The 14,984-nt window shown below is 61.0% G+C and carries 19 protein-coding genes; 12 read left to right on the top strand and 7 right to left on the bottom strand.

Annotation, left to right across the window (positions count from 1 at the left end; all coding sequences use genetic code 11):
* Positions 1-58 precede the first annotated feature (58 nt).
* Genes FHX09_RS09080 through FHX09_RS09065 form a run of 4 tightly spaced genes read left to right on the top strand, consistent with a single transcriptional unit; the run spans position 59 to position 2,694 of the window.
* Positions 59-1,015 carry a heme o synthase gene (locus tag FHX09_RS09080; protein ID WP_132588475.1) on the top strand — a complete coding sequence of 319 codons (957 nt, stop codon included), beginning with the start codon at positions 59-61 and terminating at the stop codon, positions 1,013-1,015.
* Positions 1,015-1,155 carry a hypothetical protein gene (locus tag FHX09_RS09075; protein WP_007793125.1) on the top strand — a complete coding sequence of 47 codons (141 nt, stop codon included), beginning with the start codon at positions 1,015-1,017 and terminating at the stop codon, positions 1,153-1,155. Before FHX09_RS09080 ends, FHX09_RS09075 begins: the two co-directional genes overlap by 1 nt.
* Positions 1,152-1,757: a cytochrome c oxidase assembly protein gene (locus tag FHX09_RS09070; RefSeq protein ID WP_184449803.1), complete on the top strand. Its 606-nt coding sequence runs from the start codon at positions 1,152-1,154 to the stop codon at positions 1,755-1,757. The genes FHX09_RS09075 and FHX09_RS09070 overlap by 4 nt, the downstream gene beginning before the upstream one ends.
* Positions 1,758-1,815: 58 nt before the next feature.
* A complete protein-coding gene (locus tag FHX09_RS09065; protein ID WP_132588476.1) occupies positions 1,816-2,694 on the top strand; it encodes a cytochrome c oxidase subunit 3 in 879 nt (292 codons plus the stop codon).
* 63 nt (positions 2,695-2,757) lie between these two features.
* On the opposite strand, the gene FHX09_RS09060 is transcribed toward FHX09_RS09065, so the two are convergent.
* On the bottom strand, positions 2,758-3,399 hold the full coding sequence (locus FHX09_RS09060) for a chloramphenicol phosphotransferase (RefSeq protein WP_132588477.1): 642 nt from the start codon (positions 3,397-3,399) through the stop codon (positions 2,758-2,760).
* A 131-nt stretch (positions 3,400-3,530) separates the two neighbouring features.
* Between FHX09_RS09060 and FHX09_RS09055 the strand changes: the two genes are divergently transcribed.
* From FHX09_RS09055 to FHX09_RS09030, 6 genes are all read left to right on the top strand, one after another.
* On the top strand, positions 3,531-3,914 hold the full coding sequence (locus FHX09_RS09055; RefSeq protein ID WP_132588478.1) for a DUF983 domain-containing protein: 384 nt from the start codon (positions 3,531-3,533) through the stop codon (positions 3,912-3,914).
* Positions 3,907-4,656, top strand: coding sequence for an SURF1 family protein (locus tag FHX09_RS09050; protein WP_132588479.1), 750 nt, complete (start codon positions 3,907-3,909; stop codon positions 4,654-4,656). The genes FHX09_RS09055 and FHX09_RS09050 overlap by 8 nt, the downstream gene beginning before the upstream one ends.
* A gap of 62 nt (positions 4,657-4,718) precedes the next feature.
* Positions 4,719-5,720 carry a 4-hydroxy-3-methylbut-2-enyl diphosphate reductase gene (ispH, locus tag FHX09_RS09045; protein ID WP_132588480.1) on the top strand — a complete coding sequence of 334 codons (1,002 nt, stop codon included), beginning with the start codon at positions 4,719-4,721 and terminating at the stop codon, positions 5,718-5,720.
* Positions 5,721-5,829: 109 nt separating this feature from the next.
* The gene (locus FHX09_RS09040; RefSeq protein WP_183720975.1) at positions 5,830-6,795 is read left to right on the top strand and encodes a homoserine kinase; all 966 of its coding nucleotides are present in this window, start codon (positions 5,830-5,832) and stop codon (positions 6,793-6,795) included.
* Complete coding sequence (gene rnhA, locus FHX09_RS09035) at positions 6,792-7,232, top strand: ribonuclease HI (RefSeq protein WP_007793101.1); 441 nt, start codon at positions 6,792-6,794, stop codon at positions 7,230-7,232. The genes FHX09_RS09040 and rnhA overlap by 4 nt, the downstream gene beginning before the upstream one ends.
* 92 nt (positions 7,233-7,324) lie before the next feature.
* Positions 7,325-8,128 carry an endonuclease/exonuclease/phosphatase family protein gene (locus tag FHX09_RS09030; protein WP_007793097.1) on the top strand — a complete coding sequence of 268 codons (804 nt, stop codon included), beginning with the start codon at positions 7,325-7,327 and terminating at the stop codon, positions 8,126-8,128.
* A gap of 68 nt (positions 8,129-8,196) precedes the next feature.
* Here FHX09_RS09030 and fdhA read toward each other — a convergent pair whose 3' ends face one another.
* Complete coding sequence (fdhA, locus tag FHX09_RS09025; protein WP_007793093.1) at positions 8,197-9,387, bottom strand: formaldehyde dehydrogenase, glutathione-independent; 1,191 nt, start codon at positions 9,385-9,387, stop codon at positions 8,197-8,199.
* 258 nt (positions 9,388-9,645) lie between these two features.
* Between fdhA and FHX09_RS09020 the strand changes: the two genes are divergently transcribed.
* A complete protein-coding gene (locus FHX09_RS09020; protein WP_007793088.1) occupies positions 9,646-9,954 on the top strand; it encodes a Dabb family protein in 309 nt (102 codons plus the stop codon).
* A gap of 34 nt (positions 9,955-9,988) precedes the next feature.
* On the opposite strand, the gene FHX09_RS09015 is transcribed toward FHX09_RS09020, so the two are convergent.
* The 5 genes from FHX09_RS09015 to FHX09_RS08995 form a co-directional block, all read right to left on the bottom strand.
* Entirely contained in the window at positions 9,989-10,888 is a 900-nt protein-coding gene (locus FHX09_RS09015; protein WP_132588482.1) for a zinc ABC transporter substrate-binding protein, read from the bottom strand.
* Positions 10,889-10,905: 17 nt separating this feature from the next.
* Complete coding sequence (locus tag FHX09_RS09010; protein WP_007793082.1) at positions 10,906-11,778, bottom strand: metal ABC transporter permease; 873 nt, start codon at positions 11,776-11,778, stop codon at positions 10,906-10,908.
* On the bottom strand, positions 11,775-12,515 hold the full coding sequence (locus FHX09_RS09005; protein ID WP_132588483.1) for an ABC transporter ATP-binding protein: 741 nt from the start codon (positions 12,513-12,515) through the stop codon (positions 11,775-11,777). Before FHX09_RS09005 ends, FHX09_RS09010 begins: the two co-directional genes overlap by 4 nt.
* 260 nt (positions 12,516-12,775) lie before the next feature.
* A complete protein-coding gene (locus tag FHX09_RS09000) occupies positions 12,776-13,261 on the bottom strand; it encodes a peroxiredoxin (RefSeq protein WP_007793077.1) in 486 nt (161 codons plus the stop codon).
* Positions 13,262-13,325: 64 nt separating this feature from the next.
* Positions 13,326-14,162 carry a protein-disulfide reductase DsbD domain-containing protein gene (locus FHX09_RS08995; RefSeq protein ID WP_132588484.1) on the bottom strand — a complete coding sequence of 279 codons (837 nt, stop codon included), beginning with the start codon at positions 14,160-14,162 and terminating at the stop codon, positions 13,326-13,328.
* 139 nt (positions 14,163-14,301) lie between these two features.
* On the opposite strand from FHX09_RS08995, the gene FHX09_RS08990 reads away from it, so the two are divergent.
* Positions 14,302-14,907, top strand: coding sequence for a YqgE/AlgH family protein (locus FHX09_RS08990; RefSeq protein WP_007793069.1), 606 nt, complete (start codon positions 14,302-14,304; stop codon positions 14,905-14,907).
* Positions 14,908-14,984: the final 77 nt, after the last annotated feature.

The raw sequence follows: 14,984 nt of genomic DNA, 5'->3' as shown, positions 1-14,984 counted from the left end.
TTGCGACCGCCGCGTGTTACAGTGCGGCGGTCGGCTTACAGGTTTGCAGGACAAGAGAATGACAGTAATCGGCAATCGCAAAGCTCTGGCACACGATGGCGAGTTCCGCCTGTCGGAGGCGAGTGCGCGCGATTATTTCGAGCTCCTGAAGCCGCGTGTCATGTCGCTCGTGGTCTTCACGGCATTTGCCGGTCTCGTTATGGCCCCTGGGCACATCAACCCGGTGCTCGGCCTCATCGCCATCCTTTGCATCGCCATCGGCGCGGGCGCTTCCGGCGCACTGAACATGTGGTACGACGCCGATATCGATGCGATCATGACCCGTACCGCCAAGCGTCCGATCCCGGCTGGCCGCATCGCTCCACGCGAGGCGCTGGCATTCGGTCTGGTACTTTCCTGTTTCTCGGTGACGATCCTCGGCCTCGCGGTCAATTGGCTGGCAGCCTCGATCCTCGCCTTCACGATTTTCTTCTACGCCGTGATCTACACGATGTGGCTGAAGCGCTCGACGCCGCAGAACATCGTCATCGGTGGGGCAGCTGGCGCCTTCCCGCCGATGATCGGCTGGGCCTGCGTGACCGGTACCGTCACGATCGAAAGCTTCGTGCTGTTCATGATCATCTTCTTATGGACGCCTGCCCACTTCTGGGCTTTGGCTCTGTTCAAGATGGAAGACTACGAGGCGGTCGGCGTCCCGATGCTGCCGAATGTCTCGGGCGAGCGGACCACCAAGCATCAGATCGTCGCTTACGCTGTGCTGACGGCGATCTGCGGCGTGCTGCCGACGGCGCTCGACTTTGCGAGCCTTGGCTATGGCCTGGTTGCCGCCGCGCTTGGCGCAATCTTTATTTACTGTTCCATCGCCGTCTGGCGGATGCCGGACGGCGATGAGAAGATGATCCCGGCGAAGAAGCTCTTTGGCTTCTCGATCCTGTATCTCTTCGCGATTTTCTCCGCCCTGATGTTCGACCGGCTTGCGGCCGTGCTCGTTTCACATGCGGGAGGCATTTTCTAATGGACGTCGTCAAGCTTACGGAAGCGCAGCGCAAGTCGCGCCGCAACCGCAACGTCGCTCTCGGCCTGGTTCTGGGCGGCCTGGTCGTGCTCTTCTACGCGATTACGATCGTGAAGTTTACGTCGGGGCACATGGGATGAGCGAGATGCGGAGCGCACCGAGGAAGCCGCGCAACAACGGCGCCATCGTTCTTATGTGCCTTGCCTTCGTCTTCGGCATGGGCGCAGCGAGTTATGCCGCGGTGCCGCTCTACAGGATGTTCTGCCAACTCACCGGCTACAATGGGACGACGCAGCGCGTCGAGCAGGCCTCCAGTGTGATTCTCGACCGCAAGATGCGCGTCACCTTCGATGCCAATATTGCGCCGGGTCTCGACTGGGAGTTCAAGCCGGTCGAGCGCGAGGTCAATCCGCGCATCGGCGAAACCATTCAGGTGAATTTCGTCGCCGTGAACAAGTCGAACGAGCCGCAGCGCGGCCAGGCTGTGTTCAACGTGACCCCCGGCGAGGCCGGCGCCTATTTCAACAAGGTGCAGTGCTTCTGCTTTAACGAAACCGTCCTGAAGCCGGGCGAAAAGCTAGAAATGCCCGTCGTATTCTATATCGATCCTGATATTACCAAGGCTGTGGAATCGAAGGATATCCACACCGTTACCTTGTCCTATACGTTCTATCCCAAAGAGGGTCCGAAGCCGCTGGCTTCGAATGAGGGTAGAACGGTAAAGCTTGAAAAGAAACTTTGATTGAGGTTCGTTTCCGGCTATGCCGGAGCGGAGAGGAAGAGATCCGGGGATAGCTTACATGGCTGATGCTCATCAGAAACATCACGACTACCACATCATCGATCCAAGCCCGTGGCCGCTCTTGGCTTCGATCGGCGCGTTCGTCATTACATTCGGCGGCGTCGGCTTCATGCGCTATCTCAATGGCGGCTCGCTGCACCTCTTCGGCGTCGAGTGGGCTCATCCGTGGCTGTTCTTCATCGGCCTTGCGATCATTCTCTACGTCATGTTCGGCTGGTGGTCGGACACCGTGAAGGAAGCGCATGAGGGTGCCCATACGCGCGTCGTCTCGCTGCACCTGCGCTACGGCATGATCATGTTCATCGCTTCGGAAGTGATGTTCTTCGTCGCCTGGTTCTGGGCCTATTTCGACGCGAGCCTCTTCCCGAATGAAGCGATCCAGGCCTCGCGCCTCGCCTACACTGGTGGCCAGTGGCCGCCGAAAGGCATTGAGGTCCTCGATCCGTGGCACCTGCCGATCTACAACACAGTCATCCTGCTTTTGTCCGGCACGACGGTCACCTGGGCGCACCACGCGCTGCTGCACAACGACCGCAGGAGCCTGATCCAGGGCCTGACGCTGACCGTTCTGCTCGGTGTCCTGTTCTCCGCCGTGCAGGCCTACGAATACGCTCACGCTCCGTTCGCCTTCAAGAACTCGATCTACGGCGCGACTTTCTTCATGGCCACTGGTTTCCATGGTTTCCACGTTTTCGTCGGTACCATCTTCCTGCTGGTCTGCCTGCTGCGCGCGATCCGCGGGGACTTCACGCCGAAGCAGCATTTCGGCTTCGAGGCGGCGGCCTGGTATTGGCACTTCGTCGACGTTGTCTGGCTGTTCCTGTTCTTCTGCATCTATGTTTGGGGCGGCTGGGGCGCACCACTGGCTGCGGGATGAGCCGCAGGTCGCGAAACGGAAAAAGGGCCGGTGCCGTGGCACCCGCCCTTTTTGTTTTGTCGATCACCGCATGGCGGCGATCCGCTCGAATGCGGAGGGTTCAGGAATGCCGAGGTCGAGGCGCTGCCGGATTGCTTCGGCGCATTCCAACGGCGTCAGCACCGAGGTGTCCACCTCAAGATCGTAGATGCCGGGGATATGAACCTGCTCCTGCCAGAGCTGGACGGGATGGGGGACCGCGTCGCTTTCGGTCGCGCGGACATAAAGCGTATGCCCCCCAGGCACAGGGATGTTCCGCCTTTTCATGATGACCTTGATCGGACATCTGACGCCGACAAAAAGCACCGGCAATCCCTCAAGCCGGCGCGCGCAATCGGCGAGAATGCCGAGCGGCTGAGAGTAGCTGTCGTGATGGCCGAGGTCGGCCACCACATTGAGGCCGAGCCCGGCGTGAATGGCGATCGATTCGTAGAGCGCCGCATAGAGAAACGGAACCATCTCCTCAAGATCGGGGCGTTCCCCGCCTGGGCGCAGCCCGATCCCCGGCAGATAACGTTCCGGGGTCATGCCGTTGTAGGTGTCGACGCCGAGGTTCATCCAGGGGCCGTCGAAGTGCTCCTGGATCGCGTTGGCGATCGACGATTTTCCGCTGCGCGGGGCGCCGTTCAGGATGACGATCTGTCCGGCCGAGCTGTCGTATGTCATCAGTTTTCGTCTTCTGTTTGGCGCGAATCGCTGAGGCGAAAGAGCGCAGGTATTTCCTTTCCCTCTGCGAATACTTTATGGGTGAGTTATGGCGGAGGCCCCGGTTGGCCATAGGCAATTGGAAGGATGGCATGAACGAGGACAGCGCGCATTTCCCGCCGGTCGATCCGGTGAAGACAGGCATCAAGGGATGCTGCCCGCGCTGCGGCCAGGGAAAGCTCTTTAACGGCCTGCTGGCGCTGAAGCCGAGCTGCTCGGCCTGTGGTCTCGACTACGCCTTTGCCGATGCCGGCGACGGCCCAGCGGTGTTCGTCATTCTCATTGTTGGCTTCATCGTTATCGGCTCGGTGCTGTGGCTGGAGGTCAACTACGCGCCGCCGATCTGGCTGCACATTCTGCTGTTCGGCCCCCTGACCATCATTCTCTCCCTGCTTGCGCTTCGCTGGTGCAAGGGGATCCTGATCGCGATGCAGTATCGCCACAACGCCAGGGAAGGGCGTCTTTCGCGTGACTGAATTTCATGTTTCGGCGTCTCGCCGAAAGCGGTCGGTCCTCACCGGCATCGCGGTGCTTATTGCGCTGGCCATCCTCCTTTCGCTCGGCACTTGGCAGGTCGAGCGGCTGCAGTGGAAGGTGAAGCTGCTCGCCGATATCGCCGAGCGCCGCCAGGCGCCGCCGGCATCGCTCGCAGATATCGAAGCGTTGGCGGCAAAGGGCGAGGATATCGATTATCGCCACGTCACGGTCAGCGGCGAATACGTCAACAGCAAGGAGCGGCACTTCTTCGCCACCTGGCACGGCCGAACGGGCTTTTACGTTTACACGCCGCTGCAGCTTGCCGATGGCCGCTATCTCTTCGTCAATCGCGGTTTCGTTCCTTACGAGAACAAGGAACCGGAAATGCGCATGCAGGGCCAACTGACCGATCAGCAAACGGTCATCGGTCTTGCCCGTGCGAAACTAGCTGGTAAGCCATCCTGGGTCGTGCCCGACAACGACGTCGCCAAGAACATCTTCTACTGGAAAGACCTCGATGTGATGGCTTCCAGCGTCGACCTTGACAAGGCCCAGGTCGTTCCCTTCTTCGTGGACGCGGACGATACCCCCAATCCGAAGGGGCTGCCGATCGGCGGCGTCACTGATGTCGATCTGCCCAACAACCATCTGCAATATGCCTTCACATGGTATGGGCTCGCGGCAACGTTCGTGATCATCGTCGTGGTCGCCCGTTTCCGTAAGCGGAGTCCAGCGCAATAGTATCGCTTCAATTCTTGCCTATATTGGGTTAGAGAGCCCTATCCCTATGAACCGGAACAGACATGAATATTGCGGCGAAACCCCCTTTGACGATCAGGCTCTGCGGACCGCGCGGCTTTTGTGCCGGCGTCGACCGCGCTATCCAGATCGTCGTGCTGGCGCTGAAATCCTACGGTGCGCCGGTCTATGTCCGCCATGAGATCGTCCACAATCGCTATGTGGTCGAAGGCCTTGAAGCCAAGGGCGCGGTCTTCGTTGAAGAGCTCGATGAGATTCCCGAAGAGCACCGCGCCCAGCCGGTCGTCTTCTCCGCCCATGGCGTTCCGAAATCGGTTCCGGAAGATGCGAGCGCCCGCAACCTCTTCTATCTCGATGCCACATGTCCACTGGTGTCGAAGGTCCATAAGCAGGCGATGCGCCACAGCCGACTCGGTCGCCATGTGGTGCTCATCGGCCATGCCGGTCACCCTGAAGTCATCGGCACGATGGGCCAATTACCGGAGGGTTCCGTCTCCCTCATCGAGACGGTCGAGGACGCCGACGTCTATGAGCCCGCCGATCCGGACAATCTTGGTTACGTGACGCAGACGACACTGTCGGTGGACGACACGGCCGGCGTCATCGCGCGCCTGCAGGAACGCTTCCCCAATCTGACGGCGCCGGCGGCCGACTCGATCTGTTACGCCACGACCAACCGCCAGGAAGTGGTCAAGCAGGCAGCGCCCGGCTGCGACCTCTTCATCATCGTGGGAGCGCCGAATTCGTCGAATTCCAAGCGGCTCGTCGAGGTGGCGCTCAGGGCAGGGGCCAAGAAGTCGCTCCTCGTGCAACGCGCCTCGGAGCTCGATTGGGATGAGATCGGCCCGATCTCCACACTTGGGCTTTCCGCAGGCGCATCGGCACCCGAGGTGATCGTCAACGAGATCATCGAGGCCTTCCGCGCACGCTTCGACGCCAAGGTCGAGCTTGCGGAGACGGTTCAGGAAAACGAGCATTTCCTCGTCAACCGCGAGCTGCGCAACATAGAGCTGACGTCGGCCGACATGGCTTTCGTAAACGGATGAGGCGGGTCCCGCGATGCGGGGGCAATCGTCGAGCGACGATTGCAGCGCCTGCCAGCGCCCGGACCGGGTGGTGGCCTTCAACTGATCAACCATTTTCGCGGGACGTAAATTGGCAGTCTATACCGATATTTCCGAAGACGATTTGAAGTGGTTCCTGATCGAGTACGATGCCGGCACGCTGCTGTCCTACAAGGGCATCGCGGAAGGCGTCGAGAACTCGAACTTCCTGCTGCACACCACCAAGGACCCGCTGATCCTCACCCTTTACGAGAAGCGCGTCGAGAAGAGCGACCTGCCCTTCTTCCTGGGGCTGATGCAGCATTTGGCCGCCCGCGGTCTGTCCTGCCCGCTGCCACTGCCCAGAAAGGACGGCGCCTTGCTCGGCACGCTTTCCGATCGCCCGGCAGCGCTGATCTCCTTCCTGGAAGGCATGTGGCTGCGCAAGCCGGAGGCCAAGCATTGCCGTGAAGTCGGCAAGGCACTGGCGCAGATGCATGTCGCCGGCGAAGGCTTCGAACTGAAGCGGCCGAACGCGTTGTCGATCGATGGCTGGAAGGTGCTCTGGGAGAAGTCGGAAGCCCGCGCCGACGAGGTGGAAAAGGGGCTGCAGAACGAAATCGGCAGCGAGCTCGATTTCCTCGCCGCCCATTGGCCGAAGGATCTGCCCGATGGCGTCATCCACGCCGATCTCTTCCCCGATAACGTCTTCTTCCTCGGCGACGATCTGTCAGGCCTGATCGACTTTTATTTCGCCTGCAACGACCTGCTTGCCTACGACGTCTCGATCATCCTCAACGCCTGGTGTTTCGAAAAGGACGGCGCCTACAACATCACCAAGGGGATGGCGATGCTGGAAGGCTACCAGAGCGTCCGGCCGCTAAGCGCAGCCGAGCTGGCCGCGCTGCCGATCCTGGCTCGCGGCTCGGCGCTGCGCTTCTTCCTGACGCGCCTCTACGACTGGCTGACGACGCCCGAGGGTGCGCTGGTCACCAAGAAGGATCCGCTCGAATATCTGCGCAAGCTGCGCTTCCATCGGCAGATCGCCTCTGCCGCCGAATATGGGCTTGCAGCATGAAGCACGTCGATATCTTCACGGACGGCGCCTGCTCGGGCAATCCCGGCCCCGGCGGCTGGGGGGCGGTGCTGCGCTACGGCGAGGTGGAAAAGGAACTCTTCGGCGGCGAGGCGGAGACAACCAACAACCGTATGGAACTGCTCGCAGCGATCTCCGCCTTGTCGGCGCTGAAGACGCCCTGCGAGGTCGACCTCTACACGGACAGCGTCTACGTCAAGGACGGTATCTCCAAGTGGATCTTCGGCTGGAAGAAGAACGGCTGGAAGACCGCCGACAAGAAGCCGGTGAAGAATGCCGAGCTCTGGCAGGCGCTCGAGGAAGCCCGCAACAGGCACAAAGTCACTCTGCACTGGGTCAAGGGGCACGCCGGCCATCCGGAAAACGAGCGCGCCGACGAGCTCGCCCGCAAAGGCATGGAGCCGTTCAAGAAACGCTAGAGCTTGCCGCTCAGACTTTCACAGAAACAAGGACATCGAGCGTTTCGTTGCATCTGAAAGGAAACGCTTGGCACAGACCGGGGAGGGATGTCATGCGGATTGTCTCGTTGAATGCATGGGGCGGAAAGCTGCACGCGCCGCTCATTCCCTACCTCGCCGAGATCGACGCCGATGTTCTCTGCCTGCAAGAAATCACGCGTTCGGTGACCGTTTCCAGTGACTGGCTGGTCTACCGCGACGGAAGTCATATCCTGCCGCAACGCGCTAACCTGTTTGCCGAGATCAAGGCGATCCTTCCCGCACACGATGCCTTGTTCGCGCCGACCGCGCGGGGCGAACTGTTCGAAGGCGAGACCTCTGTCATGTCGGAGTTCGGCCTCGCAACCTTCGTGCGCCAGTCCCACCCGATCATCGGCCAGGCGATGGATTTCGTGCACGGCGACTTCTCGAGCGATGGCTATGGCGTGCACCCCCGCGCGCGCAATGCGCAGTGCCTTCGCCTGTTCGACTATCGCACCAATCGCCCGATCACCGTCGCACAGCTGCATGGCTTGCGCGACCTTGCCGGCAAGGGCGACACGGCTGCACGCCGCGGGCAGGCGGATGCCTTGATTGCTCTCATTCGCCGCATATGGCGCGAAGGCGAGCCGCTGGTCGTCTGCGGCGATTTCAATGTGCTCCCCGACAGTGTCATGTTCGGCGCGCTCGCCGACCTCAGCCTCACCGACCTCGTGACCTCGCGCGGTCACATGGATACGCGAACCTCGCACTACATCAAGGAGGGCCGCTACGCCGACTATATGCTGGTCACAGCAAACGTTGACGTCGTGGCGTTCGACGTCATTGAAGAGCCCGAGGTTTCCGACCATCGGGCCCTGTTGCTGGAGATCGCGTAGGGAACACTGCAGGATGGCGCAGCGGTGCAGGAGGCATCCGCTGCGCCGAGCCTTGGGAGGCTTGTCGATTATGCTGCCTTGGCGACTTCGCCGTGCGGGTCGAGCACGAACTTCGTTGCCGCGCCGTGGTCGAAGCTCTCGTAACCCTGCACTGCATCTTCGAGAGGAATGACCTTGGCGTTGACGATATCGGCGATCGGCAACCGGTCGTGCAGGATCGCTTGCATGAGCTGGCGGTTGTACTTGAGCACCGGTGTCTGACCCGTATGGAAGGACTGTGCCTTTGCCCAGCCGAGGCCGAAGCGCAGCGACAGGTTGCCGTGCTTGGCGGCATTGTCCACAGCACCGGGGTCCTCGGTCACGTAAAGGCCGGGAATGCCGATCGAGCCTGCCGCGCGGGTGATCTCCATCATCTGGTTCAGAACGATCGCCGGCTGCTCGCCGCCGCTGTGGCCGCGCGCCTCGAAGCCGACGGCGTCGATGGCGCTGTCCACTTCGTTGCTGCCGGTCACCTGCGCGATCATGTCACCAAGCCGGTCGCTCTTCGACAGGTCGATCGGCTCGAAGCCGACCTTGGCGGCATGGGCAAGGCGATCCTTGTTGAAGTCGCCGATCATCACGACAGCAGCACCGAGGATGCGGGCAGACGCGGCCGCCGCAAGCCCGACCGGGCCGGCGCCGGCGACATAGACGGTGGATCCCACGCCAACACCAGCGCGCACCGCGCCATGGAAACCGGTTGGCAGGATATCGGAGAGCATGGTCAGATCGCGGATCTTCTCCATGGCCCTGTCGCGGTCTGGGAATTTCAGCAGATTGAAATCAGCGTAGGGAATGGTGACATAGCGGGCCTGCCCACCGATCCAGCCGCCCATGTCCACATATCCGTAGGCGCCGCCGGCGCGCGACGGATTGACCGTCAGGCAGACGCCGGTGTCCTGCGACTTGCAGCAACGGCAGCGGCCGCAGGCGACGTTGAATGGCACGGAGACGATATCGCCGATCTGAAGCATCTCCACGTCGATGCCTTTTTCGATGATCTCGCCGGTAATTTCATGACCGAGTACGAGGCCAGGCATGGCAGTGGTTCGGCCGCGGACCATGTGCTGGTCCGACCCGCAGATGTTGGTGGAAATCACTTTCAGGATGACGCCGTGCTCGATGCGGCGGCCATCGGGCGCCTCAAGCTTCGGATCGTCGATGTCGTGGATTTCGACCTTGCCCGGCCGCATGTAGACGACGCCTCGGTTCTTGCTCATTTCCATCTCCTCCGTTGAAAATGTGTCTAGTGCAGGGCTCCTCTTCCCCGCGCACTGGATACCGACAGATTAGACGAGAATGTAGGACGCGCAGTTCCATTTACGACGGTTTACGGCGCCGAATTGGCCGCGTCTTGCACACCGGCGTTTGCCGAGGCCATTCAGATGGGGATGTCTTCAAAACGGCACATCCTTGTCACTTGCCCCTGCGACGTTTCTCCTTATGCTCGCCTGAAAATGGATCCGGGAGGTTATCACATGATCCTGCACTGCGTGCTAATGCGGCTGAAGGCAGCCATGACAGGGGAAGAAAAGCAGTCCTTGTTTGACGCGATCGTCGCATTGAAGCAGGTGATTCCCGGCATCATCGATATCAAGTATGGCCCGAATGTCTCGCCGGAGGGGCTGCACGCGGGCTACGTCGACGGCTTTGCCGTGACCTTCGAAAGTGCGGAAGCGCGCGACGCCTACCTCGTGCATCCAGAGCATGTCGGCGTCGGCGAGCGCATCGTCTCCTCGACGGACGGCGGCTTGGGCGGCCTGATCGTATTCGATCTCAATTATTGAGGCTGGGCCGCGTTGCGCGGCCCAGCTTTTGTCATCAGCTAGCCTTTGCCATTGCCGCAACGAGCTGGTCGACATTGTAGCGGAACATCTTCTCGTAGGTTGATGCCGGCCCCTTGGCGTCCGAAAGAGACTCGACATAGAGCTCGCCGCCAGGCTCTGCCCTCGTCGCCCTTGCGATCTGCCTGATGAGGCGCGGATCGTTGGAGTTCTCGAAGAAATACGTCTTCACGTGCTCGGCCTTGATCTGCTCGATCAGTTTGGCGACATCTGCGGCAGAGGCTTCGCTCTCCGTCGAGACGCCGATCGGGGCGAGGAACTGCACGCCATACTCGCGACCGAAATAGCCGAAGGCGTCGTGGCTGGTCAGGACCTTGCGATGGGCGGCAGCGATGGTCTCGAGCTTCGAATGCGCGTAGGCATCGAGCGCGTCGAGCTTCTTCAGATAGGTCTCGGCATTGGTCTTGAACGCCGTAGCATCGGCCGGCGCGGCCTTCGCGAGCGCTTGCTCGATGTTGGCGACCCAGACCTTGACGTTGACCGGGCTGTTCCAGACGTGCGGATCGGTGACCGTCTGCCCGTCCTCGTCCATGGTGCGGAACTTTATCCCCTCCGAGACGACAACCGGTTTGCCCTTGTAGCCTGAGGCGGTGATCAGGCGGTCCATCCAGCCCTCCAGACCCTCGCCGCTGACGAAAGCCACCTGTGCCGCATTGAGGTTCTTCGCGTCGCTCGGCGAGGGTTCAAACTCATGGGGGTCGCCGTTCGGGCCGACGAGGCTTGTGACCGTCACACGGTCGCCGCCTACCTGGCGGACCACGTCGGCAAGCACCGTAAAGGACGCGACGACCTTCAGCGTCGCGGCAGACGCCGATGTCGTCGAAAATGCCACGAGCGCGGGGAGCATCACTGAGAAAAGCAGTCTGCGGGAAATCATGAGGGTCTCCAGGGTTGTCAGCCCTTCAGGTGCGGGCGAGGGAAATACCGCCAGGCAAGGCCTGACGGGGCGAGGAAGATGGAAAGGCCATAGATCAGCGCCGCCGTCATGATGATCGTCGGTCCGGAGGCGAATTCGAGATGGTAGGAGGCGATGAGCCCGAGATAGCCGGAGGCAGTGGCGCTCGCAGCCGCAATCGCCATCATGGATGGTAGACTACGCGACCAGAGCTGGGCGATCGCCGCCGGCAGCATCATCAGCCCGACCGCCATCAGCGTTCCCAAGGCTTGAAAACTGGCGACAAGATTGAGCACCACCAATAGCAGGAAGAGAAAGTGATAGATCGGTCCACGCCCGCCGATGGCCCGGAGAAAGCCTGGATCGAAGCATTCCGCGACCAGCGGCCGGTAGATGATCGCGAGCGTCATCAGGGTCACCGTGCTGATGACGCCGATCTCATAAAGGGCAGGCGCATCGATCGCGAGAATGGTGCCGAACAGGACGTGCAACAGGTCGATATTCGAACCGCGTAACGAAACGATGAGCACGCCGAGCGCCAGCGAGGACAGATAGAAGCTGGCAAAGCTCGCATCCTCCTGTAAGGACGTCACGCGGCTGACCATGCCGGACAGCAGTGCAACAGAAAGCCCGGCAACAAGCCCGCCGAGGCCCATCGCCGTCAGCGAGAGCGAGCCGGCCACAAGGTAGCCGATGGCCGCGCCGGGCAGCACGGCATGGCTCATCGCATCGCCGACGAGGCTCATTCGCCGTAGCATCAGGAAGACCCCGATCGGCCCGGAGCCAAGTCCCAGACATAGGCAAGCGACAAGCGCGCGGCGCATGAAGCCATAATCGGCGAAGGGCGCGAGAAGGAGATCGTAGGCGGTCATCTCGCGGGCTCGCAAATACCGGCGCTCTCGTCCCACCGCTCGGCCATCACCCGCGCTTTGCGCAGGTTTGCCGGGGACATGACATCCGCCGTTGCCCCCCAGCGGATAACTTCGCGCGCAAGTAGGAGTGTTTGCGGAAAGTGGGCACGGACCTGCTCGAAATCGTGCAGGACGGCAAGGACCGTTCGGCCTTCGCCATGCCAGTCCGCAACGATCTCCAGAAGATCCCGAGTCGTGCGGCCATCGATGGCCGTGAACGGCTCGTCAAGAAGAATGACACTCGCGTCCTGCAGGAGCAGCCGCGCAAACAGCACGCGTTGAAACTGGCCCGCCGACAGCGATGCGATGCTCCGCCGTTCGAAGCCCTCCAGCCCCACCACGCCCAGTGCGTCGTGCGCTCTGCCGCGGTCGGCCGATGCAATGCTTAAGAAGGCTCCAGCTTGCCGCCAGGATCCCAGCAGAACCGTGTCGAGCACCGAGATCGGAAAGCGGCGGTTGATGTCGGCTGCCTGTGGCAGATAGCCGAAATCCGTGCGCTTCAACCGGTGCCTTATTGTGCCGGAGGAGGGACGGAGCTCTCCTATGATGGCTTTCAACAGGCTGGATTTGCCGGCTCCGTTTGGGCCGGCAATCGCAGTCAGGCTGCCGGCCGCAATCGTTCCGGAAACATGATGCACGGCGGGATGCCGTTCGTAGGCGACAGTCAGATCCTCAAGCTCAATCGCGATGTCGCTCATGGCAGCAGCGTTGCCCAATGGATCGCCGCCCAGAGCGGGATACCGATTAAAGCGACGTAGAAGACACGACGTCCGGCGGAGAGCGCCATCAGGCCCGGACAGGTTGGAAACTTTGAGAAACGCATGCTTGTACCAAAATGTAATAACATTACGTGTTATGTTATAACAAATGGGGCGAAAAAATGGCAACGCCTGAAATTAAGCGGCGAAACAGAAAAGCGGCCGCAAGGGCCGCCTTGAGATGGTGGGTCAGTGAAGCTTTACAGCTGCTCCAGCATTGTCGCAGCACCGGAAACCGTAGCCTGGCCTGGGCTCTCTTCAACGTTCAGTGATTTCACGACGCCATCGTCGATAAGCATGGAGTAGCGCTTCGACCGAACGCCGAGGCCGCCGGCCGAAAGGTCGGCGTCAAGACCGAGCGCCTTGGTGAAGCCCGCGTCCCAATCGGCAAGGAAGTGAATCTTGCCCATGCCGCCGGAAGACTGGGCCCAGGCGCCCATCACGTGCCAATCATTGACGGCGACGACGGCGATATCGTCAACGCCCCTGGAAAGGATGGAGTCGCGGTTCTCCAGATAGCCCGGCAGGTGGTTCAGCGAGCAGGTGGGCGTAAACGCGCCGGGGACCGCAAAGAGAACAACGCGCTTGCCCTTGAAGAGCTGCTCCGTGGTAATCTCGACCGGGCCATCCGACGTCTTTTCCTTGAAGGTGGCCGGAGGAAGCTTGTCGCCGATTGCGATGGTCATGGACGTCTCCTTGTCATGTATGGCGGTGCAGATACCGCGATTTTGGCGCGACTATAGACCGCGATTACTCAAAGACAAGCGGCGTCTCGATCGCGCGCGAGCCATCGATGACGAGCGCGCTCCATGCCTTTCCGTGGACGTTGTATCCCTTGGGAAGCTTGCCAACTGCAAGTTTTGTCGTGAATTTGTTGCCGTCGCGGTGGGTCGCCATCTGCTTGGTAAAGACGTGCCCGCTCGGGCCTGCCACAATCACCTCGGGTGCGCTTTCGCCACTCTCCGGCAGGGTAATGCTGAGTGAAAGTTCCGTCATGTCCGCCGACAGGGTGTGGTGGTCGACTTTGAATTCGGAGGAGGCGGCTTCCGGCAAGGTGGCAGCGGCAGCCTTGAGAATTGCCTCCTCGGCTGGGCGCGATTGAGCCGACGGCTCAAAGGTCAGCGATAACTCAGCCTGAAAGGGGATGCAGATTTCCTTGCAGATGCCGATGAAGGCATTTGCCTTGATCTCGTGAGTGGCGGCGTCTTTTGCGGTGAGTTGCAGCGGGAACGTCACCGACGCGTCGTAGGCGACCTCGTCGACCTTTCCATCGACGATATGCTTCGGGATCGGATAGCTCATCTTGTCGAGGAAGACGGCGTCCGAGGAGAAGCTGACTTGGGGCGGGATGCCGCTATTCCCGGGCTCGCGCCAATAGGTGATCCAGCCCGGCTTCGGCTCGATTTGCAGGCCGGCGCGTATCTTCCCGCTTGCATCAGGCGAAAGCGCAATCAGCCGCATCCGGCCGCCCTCATTGTCGGCCCAGGCGCTCATCTCCGCCCGAGCCGGCGGGGAAAGCTGCAAGATGACCACGAGCAGGCACGAGGCGGGCCAGAATGGGCGAACGGCGAGTGAAATAGTCTCCATGGATCAACCGTTTATTGAAAATCCTCATGCTCGGCTAGAACTCGCCATCACTTAAGTCTTCATTTTCAGTTGATTGATCCGTGACATTGGCTCATGCTCATGGTGTCGGGGCCTCGTGCGGTCTGGCAGAGGAGGAATGATGTCCTTGGCGACCCTGAAAAACAAAAGAGAACGTGGTTTCTTCGACGGCCAGTTTCTCATTGCCATGCCGGGCATGGAGGATCGCAACTTCGCCCGCACAGTGATCTATATCTGCGCCCATTCGGATGCTGGCGCGATGGGGTTCGTGATCAACCGCCCGCAGAACCTGACCTTTACCGACGTTCTCCTGCACCTCGAAATGATCAAGGACGAGGAGGCCATTGTCCTTCCCCCACATGCGCGCGATTGCCCGATCCAGACCGGCGGGCCGGTGGAAAGCGGCCGCGGCTTCGTCCTGCATTCCGATGACTATCTATGCGATTCCAGCATTCCCGTCAGTGACGATATCTGCATGACAGCGACGCTCGACATCATCAGGGCGATCTCCAAGGGCAAGGGGCCGAAGCGAGCCACCATGCTGCTCGGCTATGCCGGCTGGGGCGCAGGTCAACTGGAGGCCGAAGTCGGCAACAACGGTTGGCTCACATGCCCGGCCAGCGAAGAACTGATCTTCGACCGCAGCCTCGACGACAAGTACGAGCGCGCTCTGGCCACCATGGGTATCAATGCCGCCATGCTTTCGGCCGAGGCCGGCCACGCCTGACCCGCGGAACGATCTGCACAAAAAACGCGTTCTCCTGGCGCCGCGGCGGGCATGAACGCCGTCTGGCGGTAACTGCG

The organism is Rhizobium sp. BK538 (assembly GCF_014197575.1).
GTDB lineage: Bacteria > Pseudomonadota > Alphaproteobacteria > Rhizobiales > Rhizobiaceae > Rhizobium.
Note: the sequence above shows the minus strand (reverse complement) of the source record. Positions and strands in the feature narration are given on the sequence as shown.